Source organism: Psychrobacter immobilis (genome assembly GCF_904846185.1).
Lineage (GTDB): Bacteria > Pseudomonadota > Gammaproteobacteria > Pseudomonadales > Moraxellaceae > Psychrobacter > Psychrobacter immobilis_B.
The window spans coordinates 113519-129933 of record NZ_CAJGZQ010000007.1 but is presented as its reverse complement, the minus strand read 5'-3'; the positions used below and the strand labels follow the sequence as shown (position 1 = coordinate 129933).

At 41.5% G+C, this 16415-nt stretch carries 13 protein-coding genes and 2 tRNA genes; 1 reads left to right on the top strand and 14 read right to left on the bottom strand.

Annotated features, from left to right (window positions below):
* Nucleotides 1-40: 40 nt before the first annotated feature.
* The 14 genes from pnp to tpiA form a co-directional block, all read right to left on the bottom strand.
* Entirely contained in the window at nt 41-2143 is a 2103-nt protein-coding gene (gene pnp / locus JMW94_RS05645) for a polyribonucleotide nucleotidyltransferase (RefSeq protein WP_201602684.1), read from the bottom strand.
* 747 nt (nt 2144-2890) lie between these two features.
* On the bottom strand, nt 2891-3157 hold the full coding sequence (rpsO, locus tag JMW94_RS05640) for a 30S ribosomal protein S15 (RefSeq protein WP_045443035.1): 267 nt from the start codon (nt 3155-3157) through the stop codon (nt 2891-2893).
* Nucleotides 3158-3524: 367 nt separating this feature from the next.
* On the bottom strand, nt 3525-3701 hold the full coding sequence (locus tag JMW94_RS05635; protein ID WP_201602669.1) for a hypothetical protein: 177 nt from the start codon (nt 3699-3701) through the stop codon (nt 3525-3527).
* A gap of 135 nt (nt 3702-3836) precedes the next feature.
* On the bottom strand, nt 3837-3998 hold the full coding sequence (locus tag JMW94_RS05630) for a hypothetical protein (RefSeq protein WP_201602666.1): 162 nt from the start codon (nt 3996-3998) through the stop codon (nt 3837-3839).
* A gap of 75 nt (nt 3999-4073) precedes the next feature.
* Entirely contained in the window at nt 4074-4598 is a 525-nt protein-coding gene (locus JMW94_RS05625; protein ID WP_201539390.1) for a type 1 glutamine amidotransferase domain-containing protein, read from the bottom strand.
* A 376-nt stretch (nt 4599-4974) separates the two neighbouring features.
* Entirely contained in the window at nt 4975-6054 is a 1080-nt protein-coding gene (gene truB, locus JMW94_RS05620) for a tRNA pseudouridine(55) synthase TruB (RefSeq protein ID WP_201602663.1), read from the bottom strand.
* Nucleotides 6055-6070: 16 nt separating this feature from the next.
* Nucleotides 6071-6475 (bottom strand): ribosome-binding factor A, encoded by a 405-nt coding sequence (locus JMW94_RS05615; protein WP_045443024.1) that lies wholly within the window; start codon nt 6473-6475, stop codon nt 6071-6073.
* A 203-nt stretch (nt 6476-6678) separates the two neighbouring features.
* Nucleotides 6679-9405 (bottom strand): translation initiation factor IF-2, encoded by a 2727-nt coding sequence (infB, locus tag JMW94_RS05610; protein WP_201602660.1) that lies wholly within the window; start codon nt 9403-9405, stop codon nt 6679-6681.
* Between the two features lie 151 nt (nt 9406-9556).
* Nucleotides 9557-11041, bottom strand: coding sequence for a transcription termination factor NusA (gene nusA / locus JMW94_RS05605; protein ID WP_055123697.1), 1485 nt, complete (start codon nt 11039-11041; stop codon nt 9557-9559).
* A 158-nt stretch (nt 11042-11199) separates the two neighbouring features.
* On the bottom strand, nt 11200-11700 hold the full coding sequence (gene rimP / locus JMW94_RS05600; protein ID WP_045454872.1) for a ribosome maturation factor RimP: 501 nt from the start codon (nt 11698-11700) through the stop codon (nt 11200-11202).
* 446 nt (nt 11701-12146) lie between these two features.
* Nucleotides 12147-12223: transfer RNA gene (locus JMW94_RS05595), tRNA-Met, on the bottom strand.
* 125 nt (nt 12224-12348) lie between these two features.
* Nucleotides 12349-12432, bottom strand: a tRNA-Leu gene (locus tag JMW94_RS05590).
* Nucleotides 12433-12618: 186 nt separating this feature from the next.
* Nucleotides 12619-12927, bottom strand: a complete 309-nt coding sequence (gene secG, locus JMW94_RS05585) for a preprotein translocase subunit SecG (RefSeq protein ID WP_025652589.1) — start codon at nt 12925-12927, stop codon at nt 12619-12621.
* A 214-nt stretch (nt 12928-13141) separates the two neighbouring features.
* Nucleotides 13142-13954, bottom strand: coding sequence for a triose-phosphate isomerase (gene tpiA / locus JMW94_RS05580; protein WP_201602657.1), 813 nt, complete (start codon nt 13952-13954; stop codon nt 13142-13144).
* A gap of 638 nt (nt 13955-14592) precedes the next feature.
* Between tpiA and pilB the strand changes: the two genes are divergently transcribed.
* Complete coding sequence (pilB, locus tag JMW94_RS05575) at nt 14593-16302, top strand: type IV-A pilus assembly ATPase PilB (RefSeq protein WP_201602654.1); 1710 nt, start codon at nt 14593-14595, stop codon at nt 16300-16302.
* Nucleotides 16303-16415: the final 113 nt, after the last annotated feature.

Genomic DNA, 16415 nt, shown 5'->3' with positions numbered 1-16415 from the left:
CTTAAAGCGGTTTTTATATGTTGACTATATTAGATATCGATTAGCTTTGCTCGATACCTTTCATAGTCAATTTAATACGACCACGGTTATCGACGTCTTGGACGAAGACTTTAACGATCTGACCTTCTTTTAGGTAGTCAGAAACATTCTCAACGCGCTCTTCAGCGATTTGTGAGATATGTACCAAGCCATCAGTGTTTGGCAAGACGTTAATAAACGCGCCAAAATCAACGATACGAGCAACCGTACCTTCATAAGTTTTGCCCACTTCAACTTCTGCCGTCAATGCTTCGATTCTACCGATAGCTGCTTTAGTTGCCGCTTTGTTCTCACCAAAAATACGAATCGTGCCGCCATCATCGATATCGATAACTGCGCCAGTCTCTTCGGTTAGCTGACGAATCATCGCTCCGCCTTTACCGATTACGTCACGGATTTTATCCGGATTGATTTCGATAACCGCATAGTTTGGTGCATGAGCGTTGATTTCAGTACGACTCTCAGGCAATACTTTATTCATCGCTTCTAAGATGTGGATACGACCAGCATGGGCTTGCTTAAGTGCCTGCTCCATGATGTCAGGGGTAATACCTTCGATTTTGATGTCCATCTGCAGCGCAGTGATACCATCTTTAGAACCAGCAACTTTAAAATCCATATCGCCAAGATGATCTTCATCACCTAAGATGTCTGATAGTACAGCGAAACGCTCACCTTCTTTAACCAGACCCATAGCGATACCAGCAACTGGTGCTTTTAGTGGAACACCAGCATCCATCAATGCCAAGCTTGCGCCGCAAACAGACGCCATAGAAGATGAACCATTTGACTCAGTAATCTCTGATACCACACGGATGACATAAGGGAAGCGTTCGCTATCCGGTAGCATCGCTTGTACACCGCGGCGAGCTAGACGACCATGACCGATTTCACGACGTTTTGGAATACCTTCACGACCTGTTTCACCAACTGAGAAATGCGGGAAGTTGTAATGCAGCATGAAATGGTCACGAATCGTGCCACCTAGTGAGTCAATCATGTTGACGTCACGGCTGTTACCAAGCGTGGTCGTAACCAATGCTTGCGTTTCACCGCGTGTGAACAATGCTGAACCATGCGTGTATGGCAATACACCAACTTGTACGTCGAGGGCACGAACAGTCTCAAGATCACGACCATCAATACGCGGCTTGCCTGACAAGATATTATCACGAACCGTACGATATTTAAGATCGTTATAAATTTCTTTAAGCTCAGTTACGGTATCAGTATAACTTTCTGACTCAGCATCACCAGCAAGTGCATCAATAATTGACTGCTTGATTTCGTCAAGCTTAGTGTAACGCTCTTGCTTATCAGTAATCGTATAAGCGTCAGCAACTTGCTCACCAAACTGCTCTTTCATGCTGCTGGTAAGCGCTTGATCACGCTCAGGGGCAGTATACTGCTGCTTAGCAGTACCGATTTCTTCTGCCATTGAAGCAATGTTATCAATAACGATTTGCTGTTGTTGATGACCATATAATACCGCGCCTAGCATTTGATCTTCTGACAGCTCTGCGGCTTCAGATTCAACCATTAGTACCGCAGACTTCGTACCAGCCACAACCAAATCAAGATCACTCTCTTTAAGCTGCTCAATGGTTGGGTTCAGGATGTACTCGCCGTTGATAAAGCCAACACGGGCAGCTGCGACTGGACCATTGAATGGTGCATCAGAGATAGCCAGTGCCGCTGATGCGCCGATTAAGGCTGCGATATCTGCAGACTGAGTCTTATCTGATGAAACAACCGTTGCCGTAATTTGAATTTCGTTAACATAACCTTCAGGGAATAGCGGACGAATCGGGCGGTCAATCAAGCGTGAGGTTAGGGTTTCGAACTCGCTTGCACGACCTTCACGTTTGCCATAGGCACCTGGGATTTTGCCCGCTGCATACATTTTTTCTTGATAGTTGACCGTTAGCGGAAAGAAGTTTTGACCTTCTTTAGCCTCTGACTTTACCACTGCTGCGACAAGTACCGTAACGCCGCCCATATGTACTAAGATAGAGTTTGCTTGACGAGCAATACGACCTGTCTCGATCACAACCTGTTGGTTGCCATACTGAAATTCACGCTTAATGGTGTTAAACATTGTCATATAATCTTCCTAATGTTGACTGACGAAAGTAATATCAGCATTATAAAAAGCTGATATTTTTCATTAAAATTCTGTGTATGTGACTACTAGTGTATATGACTAATAATTGACAGTCTTTCTCTCAGAAATCATCTCAACCAGTGCCAATAACATTACCTAGTTATTCCATATGCCTATCGGTGCTAGACATCGTACTATTGTGTATATTTGGTCGTTCAATTTTGGCTTTACTATAAATACTATCAAAAAGACCTTAAGTCAAAAGACTTCGGTGCTAAAAACCCTATAGGCTATTTTTCTGCGCTTTTGAGAGTCAGGTATTAGCGCAGCTAGCTATTCTATAAGCTAAGAAACGGGTATTTTATAAATAGTCACCATATATGTAGTAGATATACTATCAAACTCACAAGGCATTATTTTACAGTGATTTATAGCCATTGACCAATGAATTGCCGAACACAGCAATTATCGATAGAAAACACTTAGCTCTAGGCTCTAGTATTACTGTTTTCACGAAAAATTCTATTACCTACTTTGAATTGGTCTTTATAACCAATGCTATCCAAAATCAATCTTGAAAATGAATAAGCATAAAAAAACGGCGTGAAACTATTCCACACCGTTTTTAGAAAAATCTGTTTTATCGATAGCAACAAGCAAGTTCCAAGCGATTCAGCAAAAATTCTAAAATAGCACCATATGATGGCTTCTTTTATTTTAGCATCCACTCGTACTATTGTCGTTAGATTAACGACGTAGACCTAACTGGCTGATAAGCGTGGTGTAACGACCAAGATCTTTACCTTTTAGGTAATCAAGCAATTTACGACGCGTGTTAACCATACGGATAAGACCGCGACGGCTATGATGGTCAGCTTTATGTGCTTTAAAATGGTTCTGCAAATCGTTGATACGAGCACTCAATAGAGCTACTTGAACTTCTGGAGAACCAGTGTCATTTTCGCCACGTTGGTATTGAGCAATGATTTGTTCGCGATCGGTATTAGTTAGCATAAATATCTCCGGCAATGCTAAAAGCTTTAAGACATTCTCGAATTTGAGTAAGATCTAAAGCAGTAGAATAGTAAATAAAATAGCCTGCACGTCATTCAGGACAACCCTGCATTACTAGAGTTGACCTAGTGTACGACAAGCTAATGAGTCATAACGACCATTTAGGATAAGTTGCGATGAGAGAGCACTTAATATAACTATCCGTTTTGGACAGCCTATAAAGCACGATGTCTTATCTCAACCTAATGTAAATGTGACGGTGATTATAACAAAAAACTGCTGAACTAGCAGCAGTTTTTCATAATACTTGTAAAGTCAGATTTATTTTTTATAGTTAAATCATCCGTCAATAGGCAATAAAATTTGCTTATTTCTTAACGTCATCTTCCATCGCGTTACCGCCTAGTTCATCATCTTCAAGCGGTGCAGCTGTGGTAACTTCTGCTAAACTATCAGGAGTAGCATGCTCGCTAGGATTGATGTCTTCTGCAAGCCTTTTAATCTCTTTTTCTTGCTCATCCATATTATTCAATGATTTACTCATATTAGCTCCTGAATTATTATTTTTTGAAGTAGCTGCTTTATACTTTTTACATTGAAATGCAAATGTCATCAGTGATATTGATATGATAAGCAAATATATCAGTGTCACCTTATTATGGATGACACTTTACATACTCTACTTGTCTTCTTTAGCATTTCCTAGGTTGTCCGCAATACGCTCTGCTGCGGCTTCACTATCTGCAGTATGATTGTTCTCAGTTTGGCTTTTAAGCGCTGCAGTTGCTGACTCAGAACGTTGTTGCTCAAGCTTGGTATCGTTTGGATTAGAATTTGACATAATATTTTCCTCAGTTACGGTTGTGAACGTTTAAGAAATATAAATAATTAATTATTCAGTAAATGGGTAGAAAAATTAAGATAATGCCTTATCAATAGCATCAACGAAATTGCTGATATCATCTGGATTACGTGAAGTAATCAAATTACCGTCTACCTGTACTGTTTGATCTACAAATTTTGCACCAGCGTTTTCTAAATCTATCTGCAGCGTATGATAAGCAGTGAGCGTTTTACCTTTGGCAATACCTGTATTGATAAGTGCCCAAGGAGCATGGCAAATGACAGCTAATGGCTTGCCTGCATCATTGATAGCATTGATAATACTATGAGCCTCTTCATTGCCACGAATCGTATCCGCATTGACAGTACCACCTGGTAGTACCAACGCATCATAATCAGAAACGCTTGCGTCTTTTGCAAAAATATCAGCAATAAAGGTGTCGCCCTTGTCTACATCTTGCTGCATGGCTTGCACTTCTTTTTCTTTATTTGTGGTTATAAGAAGTGTCTTGTAACCTTTATCTTTGAGTTGATTATTAACCTCTTCGTATTCTGCTTGCTCGAAGTTATTGTGTAGTAAAAAAGCAATGGTTTTCATGATATTCCTTTTTTCGTTATGAGTGATTTTCTTTTGGTATTTTTATTATTCATACTTTATTTTTATAAGTCGTTATTATTATTGGCTGTATAGTCTTCCTTTGACCCATCTTGTTCCTATTAAATATTCTCTTTCGAACCTAGTTTTTATTTTTGATATATGACTTTTTATCTTATTATTTTTTTATGTTCTTATTCTTAGAGTCTTAGTTCGATTTATTTTTCTATCCAGACTTCCTATCCGGTAGATCTAAAGTACAAAAAAAACAGGTTCCACCATAGATGAAACCTGCAATAAAATGTGAGGATATGTGATTAGTGTAAACTATTAGTAAGCTAAATCGTGTTTAAACGAGGGTTATATAAGAACCGTAACATTAACGCTGGATTAATTTTTTAGGCTGCAATCTACCGTTGAGACTTACGGCACCCAATCCAAGAAACTGACCTTGCTGATTTATCAAACGAATATCAGCTGGAATCTCATGGATCAAGGGTTGTTGGTCATCGTCACTACTAACCATATCACTATCTAGTTGAATATCGTTGTTTTCTGACACAGACGACTGATGACTGATACTATTTGAAATATAGTCGCGCAGACTGTCTGTCAGTTGCTCAAATACATTCAAACGTTGACCCATGTGTATACGCTCACACTGCTCAACCGTCAATACCATCTCAGCTTCAATATTAATGCAAGCATCTACCGGCATCAATTGCTCTTGCCTGTTATCAAACGCTAATACTTCCAAGTCTGGCAAAGTAATCGCATCATTGATTTTGAAATCACCAACCTGCGTACGGCGTAATGCAGTCAAATGCCCTAATGTACCCATCGCTTTGGCGATATCTTCACCGAGTACACGCACATAAGTACCTTTAGTACAGGTCACTGTCAATTGAATTTTCTCATGATCAAGCGCTTTTAAATCAATGGCCTTGATTACAATATCTCTAGGCGCTCGTTCTACCTCGATTCCCGCACGAGCATACTCATAGAGTTTTTTACCATCTTTTTTTAGTGCAGAATACATCGGCGGTATCTGCTGCTGGGCACCTAAAAACTGCTGGGCGACTTTGTCTAAAAGTACATCATCAAATTTTGGAATGGGTGCCTTAGCAGTGATTTGTCCATCGGCATCACCAGTATCAGTTTGACCACCAAGTAGAATAGTTGCTTGATAGGATTTGTCCGCATCTAGCTGATAATGACTAAATTTCGTCGCTTCACCCATACAAATCGGCAATAGACCGGTTGCCATTGGATCAAGTGTCCCTGTATGCCCCGCTTTTTTACTGTCATGATTTGGCGACTTAAAAAGATACTTCACCTTTGACACCACTTGCTGTGAAGTCATGCCTTTGGGTTTATCAACTAAAATAACACCCGAGACTTTAATCTTGTTAGGGTGATTACTAAACTTTTTATCCGCTTGCGTAGATGCGATAGACATAACGACTTTTACCCTTCTACTCTTCGTTTTCTTGCTCGTCAGACTCATTTTCTTCAGTCTTAATAACTGCTTTACTGATTAAATCCATCATGTAATTACCACGAGCAGTCACTTCGTCATAATGAAAACGCAAGCGTGGTGTGGTACGTGTTTTTAGGCTGTGGCTTAATTCGGTGCGCAAAAAGCCCGCCGCTTTATTAAGTACTTTGATACTCTCTTCATGATTGGTCTTATTCATGGAATCGTTAAGCTCAGGCTCCATGATGGTGACATAGACATCAGCATATCCTAAGTCAGGACTAACCTTGACACTGGAAATAGTGACAAAACCAGTCAAACGAGGGTCATTGACTGCATCACGGATGAGAACAGCAAGCTCACGCTGAATTTGGTCGGCTAAGCGTTGTAGACGTTGGTTCATATTGTTACCTTACTTTAATATGGCTTATTTTCGCTGATTGATATATTGGCTTATTAACAAATTTTAGGACTAATAGTTGGTAAAAAAGGCCTAGCAGGATGTACCTGTTAGGCCTAAGTACAGCTAGATATTGAGAAGATACTAATCTGCTCAGCTGATTAAGCGTATTGCATGATTAGATATCCTGCTATCGAACTGTAACGTTAGATAGTACGTGCAAACTCTTGGATTTCAAAGACTTCGATCTTATCGCCAGCTTCGACATCATAGCCACGAACAGCCATACCGCATTCCATGCCAGTACGTACTTCATTAACGTCTTCTTTATAGCGACGCAATGATTGCAATTGACCAGTAAAGATAACTTGATCATCACGCAATACGCGGATAGGTTTGTTGCGATAAATTGTACCTTCAACCACCATACAACCAGCAGCAGCACCGAACTTACTAGAACGGAATACTTCACGAACGTCTGCAACACCAAGTATTTTCTCACGATGTTCTGGCGCAAGCATACCACTCATAGCTGCTTTTACATCATCAATCAAACCATAGATAACGCTGTAATAACGGATATCCATGTTGGCGGCATCTGCTTTGCGACGTGCGGTCGCATCAGCACGAACGTTGAAACCTAACAATACCGCTTCGCTAGATTCTGCAAGTGTCACATCAGATTCAGAGATAGGACCGACGCCTGAGCTAATTACTCTGACTTTAACTTCATCAGTTGATAGCTCATTCAAGGCAGAAAGTAACGCTTCAAGCGAACCACGAACATCCGTTTTCAATACGATATTCAAGAATGACACATCACCTTGTTCCATCTGATCAAACATGCTTTCTAAACGCATGGCATTCTGACGTTCAAGTTGACGCTCACGCTCACGGTTGCTTCTAAACTCTGCCACTTCGCGAGCTTTTTTCTCGTCGGTTAAGACTAAGAACTCGCTGCCAGCTGCTGGCGTTTCAGGTAGGCCTAAAATTTCTACAGGGATAGAAGGACCTGCTGATTGAATACGCTTACCATGTTCATCAGTCATCGCACGAACTTTACCGTAATGCTCGCCTGCCAAGACCAAGTCGCCTTGCTTCAACGTACCTTTTTTAACTAAGACGCTAACAACCGGACCGCGCCCTTTTTCAAGTCTTGATTCAATGACCACACCTTGAGCAGCGCCGTCTAACGGTGCCTCTAGCTCCATTAGTTCAGCTTGTAGGCTAATAAGTTCTAACAGCTCATCAATACCATCACCGGTTTTGGCTGAGATACGAGCCATTGGGGTATCGCCGCCCCACTCTTCTGAAACGACTTCTTTAGCAGTCAATTCATTAAGGACGCGATCTGGATCAGCGCTTGGCTTATCCATTTTATTAATTGCAACGATAATTGGCGTACCAGCAGCACGAGCATGATCAATAGCTTCTGCTGTTTGCGGCATCATACCATCATCAGCGGCAACAACTAACACAACAATATCAGTCGCCTGTGCACCGCGTGAACGCATAGCACTAAAGGCCGCGTGACCTGGAGTATCAAGGAAGGTAATCACACCACGATCGGTTTTAACATGATAAGCACCGATATGCTGAGTAATACCACCTGCTTCACCAGTTGCCACTTTTGTTTCACGAATTTTATCAAGTAATGATGTCTTACCGTGATCGACGTGACCCATGATTGTGACTACTGGCGGACGAGTTTGAACGTTACTGCTACGCTCATCAACGGCGTCTTGTAGATCGTCTTCAACCTTAGTATCACTAACTAGTACTGGATTGTGACCCATCTCTTCAACGAGCAAACTTGCTGTCGCTTGATCAATCGTATCTGACTCACGAGCCATCTCACCCATTTTCATAAGCAATTTGGTGACTTCGCGCGCTTTAACTGCCATACGTTGAGCAAGATCTGCGACTGTAATTTGTTCACTAATCTCAACATCGTAAACAATTTTTTCAACAGGTTTTTCGAACTTATGCTGTGATGCTTGCGTTGAACGCAAACCGTTTTTACGGTTTTTGATCTCACGCTCATCTTGATTCTTACGACGACCACGGCCACGAGCACTAGTACTACTGGTGCCACGCTTGATTTCACGACGTTCTTTTTCAAATGATTCTTCTAAGGCATCACCAACCAAACCTTCTGCTAGTGGCTCGTCTTTACGAACTTCAGAAGCAGGCTGATCTGTATATTTTCCAGCCATTTTACGCATTTGTTCAAGCGTACGTTTCTGTGCTTCTTCAGCTTGAGCGCGGCGTGTTTCTGTTTCGATTTCACGTAAACGAGCTTCTTCTTTCTCACGCATTTCGCGCGCTTTACGTTCAACCGCCGTTTCAACTTTCGGTTTCGTCGCTGCAACTTTTTTCTTCGGTTGGTCTTTAGGTTTGACTTCGACAGTGGTTTTGCCACCTTTCTTCACAACCACTGAGGTTGAGATATCATCGTTTTTATCATCTGACTTTTTGCTAGAGCCTAAGCTTGCACGCATTGCAGCCAAGGTTGCAGCTTGACGTTCTTCAGATTTCTTCTTGGTAGCAGCACGCTCTTCAGCATCTTTAGCAGCACGTTCTTGCGACTCAATCATCGCTTGCTCACGCGCAGCCAACTCTTCAGCCATTTTTTCTGGATCAGGCTTTTCAAATACTTTCTTTTTACGCACTTCCACATTGACGCTCTTAGATTTACCTGAAGAGCCGGTCACGCGCGCAGTGCTAGTTGTCTTAGATTTAAGACTAATACGACGCTTTTCTTGCTGACCATGACTTTGCTTTAAATACGTCACCAACTTCTCTTGCTCAAGCTCAGTGACTAGGTCACCCTCTGCACGAGCAGGCAGTCCAGCATCTACCAATTGCTGTTGTACAGCACTTGCGCTTTTGCCTACCATATCTGCCAGTTCTTTGACGGTCTTATCTGCCATTTATTATCACCTACTGTCTATTATTTGCTATATGTTCAATTCAGTTGTTGGCTACAAATGATTGGGGTAAGGCTGGTATTGGTACTGCGCTCATACCAGCACTTTATTATCGATAGCATATCACTAAAAGACAGCGATATGCAGTTACCGCTTATTCATTGAACCAAGATTCCCGAGCTTTCATGATGAGTTTTCCTGCGGTTTCAGAGTCTAAACCTTCGATATCTTCGAGATCGAAGACTGCTTGTTCTGCCAAATCATCAACGGTAATAATGTCTTTTTGTGCCATTTTATAGGCCCAATTGACTGTCATACCTTCAAGCTCTTGTAGCTCTTGACTTGGCTCTTTCATGTTCTGTTGTTTGACCAGCTCATCAGCGATGACCACTTCTTTTGCACGCTCTTGAATCATCTCAATCGCTTCATCGTCTAGACCTTCGATATCATAAAAGGTTTCAACTGGTACGTAAGCCACTTCTTCAATACTGGTAAAACCAATATCGACCAGTGCTTGTGCTAAGTCTTTATCCACTTCTAAACGTTCATAGAATAATTCGATAAAGGCTTTCGATTCGTTTTGTTGACGCTGCTGATATTCTTCTTCTAGCATCATATTAAGCTTATAGCCCGTTAGCTCAGACGCCAAACGTACGTTTTGACCTTGTGAACCGATCGCACGTGCCAACTGATCATTGGTACTAAAAATAATATCAGCTGTCTGCGTATCTTCATCCAAAATGATGCTACTGACGTCAGCTGGCTCTAAAGCACTGATAATGAACTGTGCTGGATCATCTGACCACACCACCACATCAATGCGTTCGCCATCAAGCTCCTGCTGTACGGCTTGGATACGTGTACCACGCATACCAATACAAGCACCAACTGGATCGATACGATGATCGTTAGTTTTCACAGCTATTTTAGCACGAGTACCCGGCAAGCGCGCGACGTTGCGGATTTCAATAATTTGTTCGGCAATTTCAGGCACTTCTTTTTGCATCAATGCTGAAAGCATTTCAGGATGAGTACGAGACAGTAGCAACTGAGCGCCGCGGTTTTCACGGTTTACATGATACAAAATGGCATTGATACGTGATTTTGCACGTAATTGCTCACGCGGCAGCATCTGATCACGTGACAAATAGCCTTCGGCATTGTCACCTAGATCAATGATATAGCCATCACGAGTCTGCTTCTTGACTTCGCCATACATCATCTCGCCAACACGTGGCTCAAAAGCATCTGCTACTAAATTACGCTCAGCTTCACGAATCTTTTGGATGATGACTTGTTTGGCTTGAGTCGCAGCAATACGACCAAACTCAATCGATTCAATCTGTTCTTCTTTGACATCGCCGATTGACCATTCTTCTGGATCAAGATCGCTGATGGCTAGCTGACAAGCAGGCATTTCATGGTCTTCATCTGCAACCACTGTCCAATAACGATAAGTATCATAATCGCCCGTTGTACGGTCGATAGCAACCCGTACTGCCACTTCTGGCTGTTCGGTGTATACTTTTTTCTTAGTCGATACCACCAAAGCATCTTCTATCGCTTCAAAGATATCTTCAGGATTTAAGCCCTTTTCATTACTGACAGTTTCTACTACCGTTAAGATTTCACGACTCATGCTATACCTGTCCTATCATTTTTAATTGACTTAAATTTTATAATTTATGTATTGCTATTATATTTTCACCGTAAGCTATATAAGCTGTTTGGATATTAAAATGCTGATGGATGATTTGTTACTTCAAGTTTTCAAATCAAACCAAGCTGTACAAAAGCTTAGGCATCTTCATAAATCAAATTGGCTTTATCAATATTACTCAGCGCAATCTCAAACTGCTGACCATCGCTTGATGTCAGATTTAAGACATTTGCATCGATACTATCTAAAGTACCTGTCGCTTTGCGACGTTTTTGATCACCTTCACCAATCGCTTGTATTAAACGCAAGCTGACGGTTTGACCAACATAGGCATGCATCTGCTCATCTGAAAAGAATGCACGGTCGAAACCTGGTGAAGAGACTTCTAAGATAAACTCGCCAGCAATCGGATCATGAACCTCAAGAATACCGCTCACTTGATGGTTCACTGCTGCACAGTTTTCAATGGTTACTTGTTTATTTTGGGCCTGCTCTTCTGGCAATGCCTCAATATAGATGCGTAATAAAGAGCGATTGCCTTGCGGTGCAAACTCGATACCCCATAATGCCACATCGCAAGCCGCGACGGCAGGAGCAATAATATTAGTCAGTTCTGTAACTTTGGTTGAAAGCTTCATAATCTATTTATCTTTTCCTATTCACGTATCTATCGTACTTAGTAAACCGCTTAATTGTCGCTCACTCATGGAATTTATTTATTAGTAAGAGACACAGTCATTATATTATCTTAAATCACAAACATATTATTTTATATGATATGCGCTTATATAGGGATGAGCACAAAAAACATCAAGCTCAGCCAGACAATGCTTTTATTATTCACAAAGCAGTACTATCGATAAAGGAGTGAGGAATAAAGGATAGTGTGCTTAAGAAGCAGCGCGCCGATAGCGGCAGGTGACAACCAATAACGAATAATATCGCACTCTATAGAACTAGAGCTTAGCATAAGTAGGATAGATACCGCGATACCACTGACCGTCAGATACAAAAAAACCCACAAACATAATGGTGGGCTAATCGTTACTGACAAATTTAGTGTATAAAACATCAGTATAAAAAGTGGTAGCGGGGGCTGGATTTGAACCAACGACCTTCGGGTTATGAGCCCGACGAGCTACCAGACTGCTCCACCCCGCATCAATCTATGGTGCGTATTATAGGGGGGTTTTATATAAGTGTCAATCTTTATTTTAAATAAATAAAACTAAATTTCTTACCTATATTACTAACGCCGCACTTAATACGTTACAACTTTAAAAACTTGGTGCGATTGGGGGGACTTGAACCCCCACAGCTTGCGCCACCACCCCCTCAAGATGGCGTGTCTACCATTCCACCACAATCGCATTTTTCACTGCTCTATTATTACTATCTAATCTATCATAATAGATGCTTAAGGTAGGCATCGATAGAATCAGACTGCTAAAACAGAAAAGCATTGTAAATCTAACGCCTCAAAATAGCAAGAGCTGCCTCAATTAAAAGGCAATGACTAAAGACAGCTATTAAAGGCAAGTTTCTTTAAAATACAGTTATTGAGGATTCTGTGTCAATGGACGCGGCGTTTGTGGTGCTGACACAGGTGCATCTAAACGGAACTGATCTTCAGCCTGTTTGCGCGCGTGAACGGCTAGCGTCATACTGGTGATAAAAAATATCACTGTTAATACTGCTGTCGCACGCGTTAAAAAGTTCGCTGTTCCTGCCGCACCAAAAACCGTACCTGACGAGCCAGCGCCAAAAGAAGCTCCAGCGTCTGCCCCTTTACCATGCTGTATCAAAATCAAGCCGATCATGGCAATCGCCACGATAATATGCAGGGCTAATATAAACGTAAACATGGTGGCCTCTTTTGCCGCGTAATGACGACTGATAACGGAAAATAAATCTTACGGTTAATAGGAATAGCAATTGACGGGTAATGCTGCCAAATCGATTATATAAATAAGGCGCATTGTACACGATTGCAAGGGCACTGTTAAACCTACTTTTGCCAACTGATAAAGACATTTTATAATCGAGAGCGCCATGAAATGCACGTTTTATCTTTATTGACTAGTCTTTAGCTCGACTAAAGGCATTGGCAATTGCCAAAAAACTCTCTACCTTTAATGATGCGCCGCCAACCAATGCCCCATCAATCATAGGATCTGCAGCGAAGCTATCGGCATTATCCGCATTGACACTACCACCATATAATACACTCATTACCTTTAGTGATTCTGCAAAGCCTGTGATGGTTTGCTTAATATGCTGATGTGTTTGACTGACTTCGCTCACAGTTGGGACTTTGCCAGTACCAATCGCCCACACTGGCTCATAAGCAATGATCAATCGATCAGATAGTGATGATATGAGATCTGGTTGGGTAGTAATTACTTCTTTTATTACTGATAACTGAGTGTCAATTACGTCAAGGGTTTGCTTATCATCATATTGAGCCTGAGTTTCACCAATACAAAATACCACGCCCAAACCTTGGGTGAGTGCGTGAGTCACTTTCTGCAATAACGTATCGTGAGACTCGCTATGATACTGGCGACGCTCAGAATGACCCAGTATCGTCCAAGTTGCCCCAGCGTCTGCTATTTGCTGTGCTGAGCAATCACCCGTATAAGCGCCAACACTGGCACTATGCGCACTGACGTCTTGCGCTGCACTCAATATCGAACTACCAGCTAAATGCGCACTGACAGCTGCCAGATGAATACAGCTTGGTGCTACCATCAACTGACAGCGACTATTTGACAGTTCTGTGGCGGCTTGCTCTTTAGCATCAATTGTAGTCAACAAATTATTCAACAACAAATCGACGTCGTGACTCGTTGCTGGATTTTGTTTCCAATTACCAATTACCCAAGCTTGCATACTCATCTACCTTGTTTCATCTATTCTTGCCAATTTGGCTAATATGCGCGCCAGTATAACAAATAATTCCCAAGTGCTATAGTATGCTGCCGCCAGCAGAAAAACAGACAGTCAGTGCGAATATTTATTAGGGCGTATCCTCACTCTAAAAAATGATGATAAAAATGAGATAAATTGGCATCAAACAAGGAAAGTAGCGCAAATAATATCGAGATATTGATAAGCTATTTAACGATGTTTGGCAAAATTCAACCATTTTCAACTTATTTAGAGGATAGTCTATTAAATTGAGGATATGCTCTAGACATTGTCTCAAGCTATGATTTTTTGGATCAAACACTCAATCGTCCATATAAAATCTTTAAACTAAAGTAATGTTTTATAGTATTGTGTCTATATATAACAGAATATTATCAATAATCTAACGACCAAGCTACTGATAACCTACACTATTAAAACGCTTTCTCTGCTAAATCTCTTGTAAGAGCATCTCTGCATTGACTGTTATTAATGATAGCCTAAAGGCTAACAATGACTTATAGCAGGTATCTGTTAAAAATTATAATAGTAAGTGGCTCTCAGAAGTATATGGATTTCAGACAAATATATAGCATATTGGGTATTAAGGAGAAGTCGTAATGTCTATCACCACGAGCAAATATGGTGGTTTAGCGCACCAGCTAATCAGCGAAGGTATCGTCAGCGAAGCGAATATGAAAATCGCGCAGACCGAATCGCAACAGCAACAAGTAGGACTAGTGCCCTACCTAGTCGACAATAAATTGGCAGATGCTTATCATCTTGCGCAGATGTTGTCACAAGCTTTTGGTGATCCTCTTTTCGACCTTAATGCCTTACATATTGATGTCATTCCAAAAGACTTAGTAGATGAAAAAATCGTTCGTAAATTTAATGCGTTACCACTATTCAAACGAGGACAGCGTTTATTCGTCGCATTAAGTGATCCAACTCGTGTGGATGCAATTGACGCTATTGCTTTTAATTCACGGCTGTCTATTGAAGCTATTGTCGTCGAAGAAGATAAGTTAAAAAAGCGTATTGAAAGTCTTTACGCTGATACCATGCAAAATTTTAATAGTTTCTCTGATAGCGATTTAAATATTGGCTTTGATGAAGGTGAAGAAGAGGAAAGCGAGACCAAGCTTAGTGATAGCGTCGAGGAAGCACCTGTTGTAAAATTTGTTAATAAAATGCTGGTTGATGCCATTCGTATGGGCGCCTCTGACTTGCACTTTGAACCCTATGAAAAAACCTATCGCGTTCGCTTTCGTGTCGATGGGGTAATGCAAAAAATGGCCAATCCACCTGTACAACTGGCTGGGAAAATTGCAGCCCGTTTAAAAGTCATGTCGCAGATGGATATTTCAGAGCGCCGTGTGCCACAAGATGGACGTATCAAGCTTAAGATATCTAAAGATAAAGCCATCGACTTTCGAGTAAGCTGTCTGCCTACCCTATTTGGCGAAAAACTTGTACTTCGTATTTTGGATCCCTCTTCAGCGATGTTGGGTATTGAAGCGCTCGGCTATGAATCTGATCAGCAAGATATGTTTTTAGAGGCACTGCATAAACCGCAAGGTATGTTGCTTATCACGGGACCAACTGGTTCTGGTAAGACCGTGTCGCTTTATACTGGTATTAATATTTTAAATACTGGCGCGACCAACATATCCACTGCCGAGGATCCAGTGGAGATTAACTTGGAGGGGATCAATCAAGTCAACGTCAATCCAAAAGTGGGTCTAACTTTCGCAAATGCCCTCAAATCTTTTTTACGCCAAGATCCTGATATCGTCATGGTTGGTGAGATTCGTGACCTTGAAACTGCTGAAATTGCAATTAAAGCAGCGCAAACAGGGCACATGGTGCTCTCAACCCTACATACCAACTCAGCACCTGAAACACTGACGCGGCTGCGTAACATGGGTGTGGCCTCCTTTAATATTGCGACTTCAGTGAACTTGGTTATCGCCCAGCGCCTAGCACGACGTTTGTGTAAAAACTGTAAAAAACCTATTAACATCCCTAAGCAAAGTCTGCTTGAGCTCGGCTTTACAGACGCTGATTTGGACAATCCAGACAACATCATTCACGAGCCAGTAGGCTGTAATGAATGCCGTGAAGGTTATAAAGGACGAGTCGGTATCTATGAAGTCATGAAAGTCAGCCCTGATATCTCACGCATCATCATGGAAGACGGTAACGCGATAGATATCAAAGACGCTGCACTCAAAAATGGCTTCCGAGACCTGCGTCGCTCTGGGATTTTAAAAGTCTTACAAGGCGTAACCAGTATTCAAGAAATGATGCGCGTCACTTCTGAGTAAGAATACTGGCTATGCGCATGTTGCATACGCACAAAAATACAGACACTGCTGATCACTAAAGAGAAACGTTCAAAATGATTAACTCAACTACTTTTTAATCTTGAATTGTCGAA

Bases quoted from the DNA above. Each gene is read 5' to 3' on its own strand.
- JMW94_RS05635 (WP_201602669.1), bottom strand. From the start codon at position 3,701: ATGAGTAAATCATTGAATAATATGGATGAGCAAGAAAAAGAGATTAAA.
- nusA (WP_055123697.1), bottom strand. From the start codon at position 11,041: ATGAGTCGTGAAATCTTAACGGTAGTAGAAACTGTCAGTAATGAAAAG.
- secG (WP_025652589.1), bottom strand. From the start codon at position 12,927: ATGTTTACGTTTATATTAGCCCTGCATATTATCGTGGCGATTGCCATG.
- tpiA (WP_201602657.1), bottom strand. From the start codon at position 13,954: ATGCAAGCTTGGGTAATTGGTAATTGGAAACAAAATCCAGCAACGAGT.
- pnp (WP_201602684.1), bottom strand. From the start codon at position 2,143: ATGACAATGTTTAACACCATTAAGCGTGAATTTCAGTATGGCAACCAA.
- pilB (WP_201602654.1), top strand. From the start codon at position 14,593: ATGTCTATCACCACGAGCAAATATGGTGGTTTAGCGCACCAGCTAATC.
- truB (WP_201602663.1), bottom strand. From the start codon at position 6,054: ATGTCTATCGCATCTACGCAAGCGGATAAAAAGTTTAGTAATCACCCT.
- JMW94_RS05625 (WP_201539390.1), bottom strand. From the start codon at position 4,598: ATGAAAACCATTGCTTTTTTACTACACAATAACTTCGAGCAAGCAGAA.
- rimP (WP_045454872.1), bottom strand. From the start codon at position 11,700: ATGAAGCTTTCAACCAAAGTTACAGAACTGACTAATATTATTGCTCCT.
- rpsO (WP_045443035.1), bottom strand. From the start codon at position 3,157: ATGCTAACTAATACCGATCGCGAACAAATCATTGCTCAATACCAACGT.
- JMW94_RS05615 (WP_045443024.1), bottom strand. From the start codon at position 6,475: ATGAACCAACGTCTACAACGCTTAGCCGACCAAATTCAGCGTGAGCTT.
- infB (WP_201602660.1), bottom strand. From the start codon at position 9,405: ATGGCAGATAAGACCGTCAAAGAACTGGCAGATATGGTAGGCAAAAGC.
- JMW94_RS05630 (WP_201602666.1), bottom strand. From the start codon at position 3,998: ATGTCAAATTCTAATCCAAACGATACCAAGCTTGAGCAACAACGTTCT.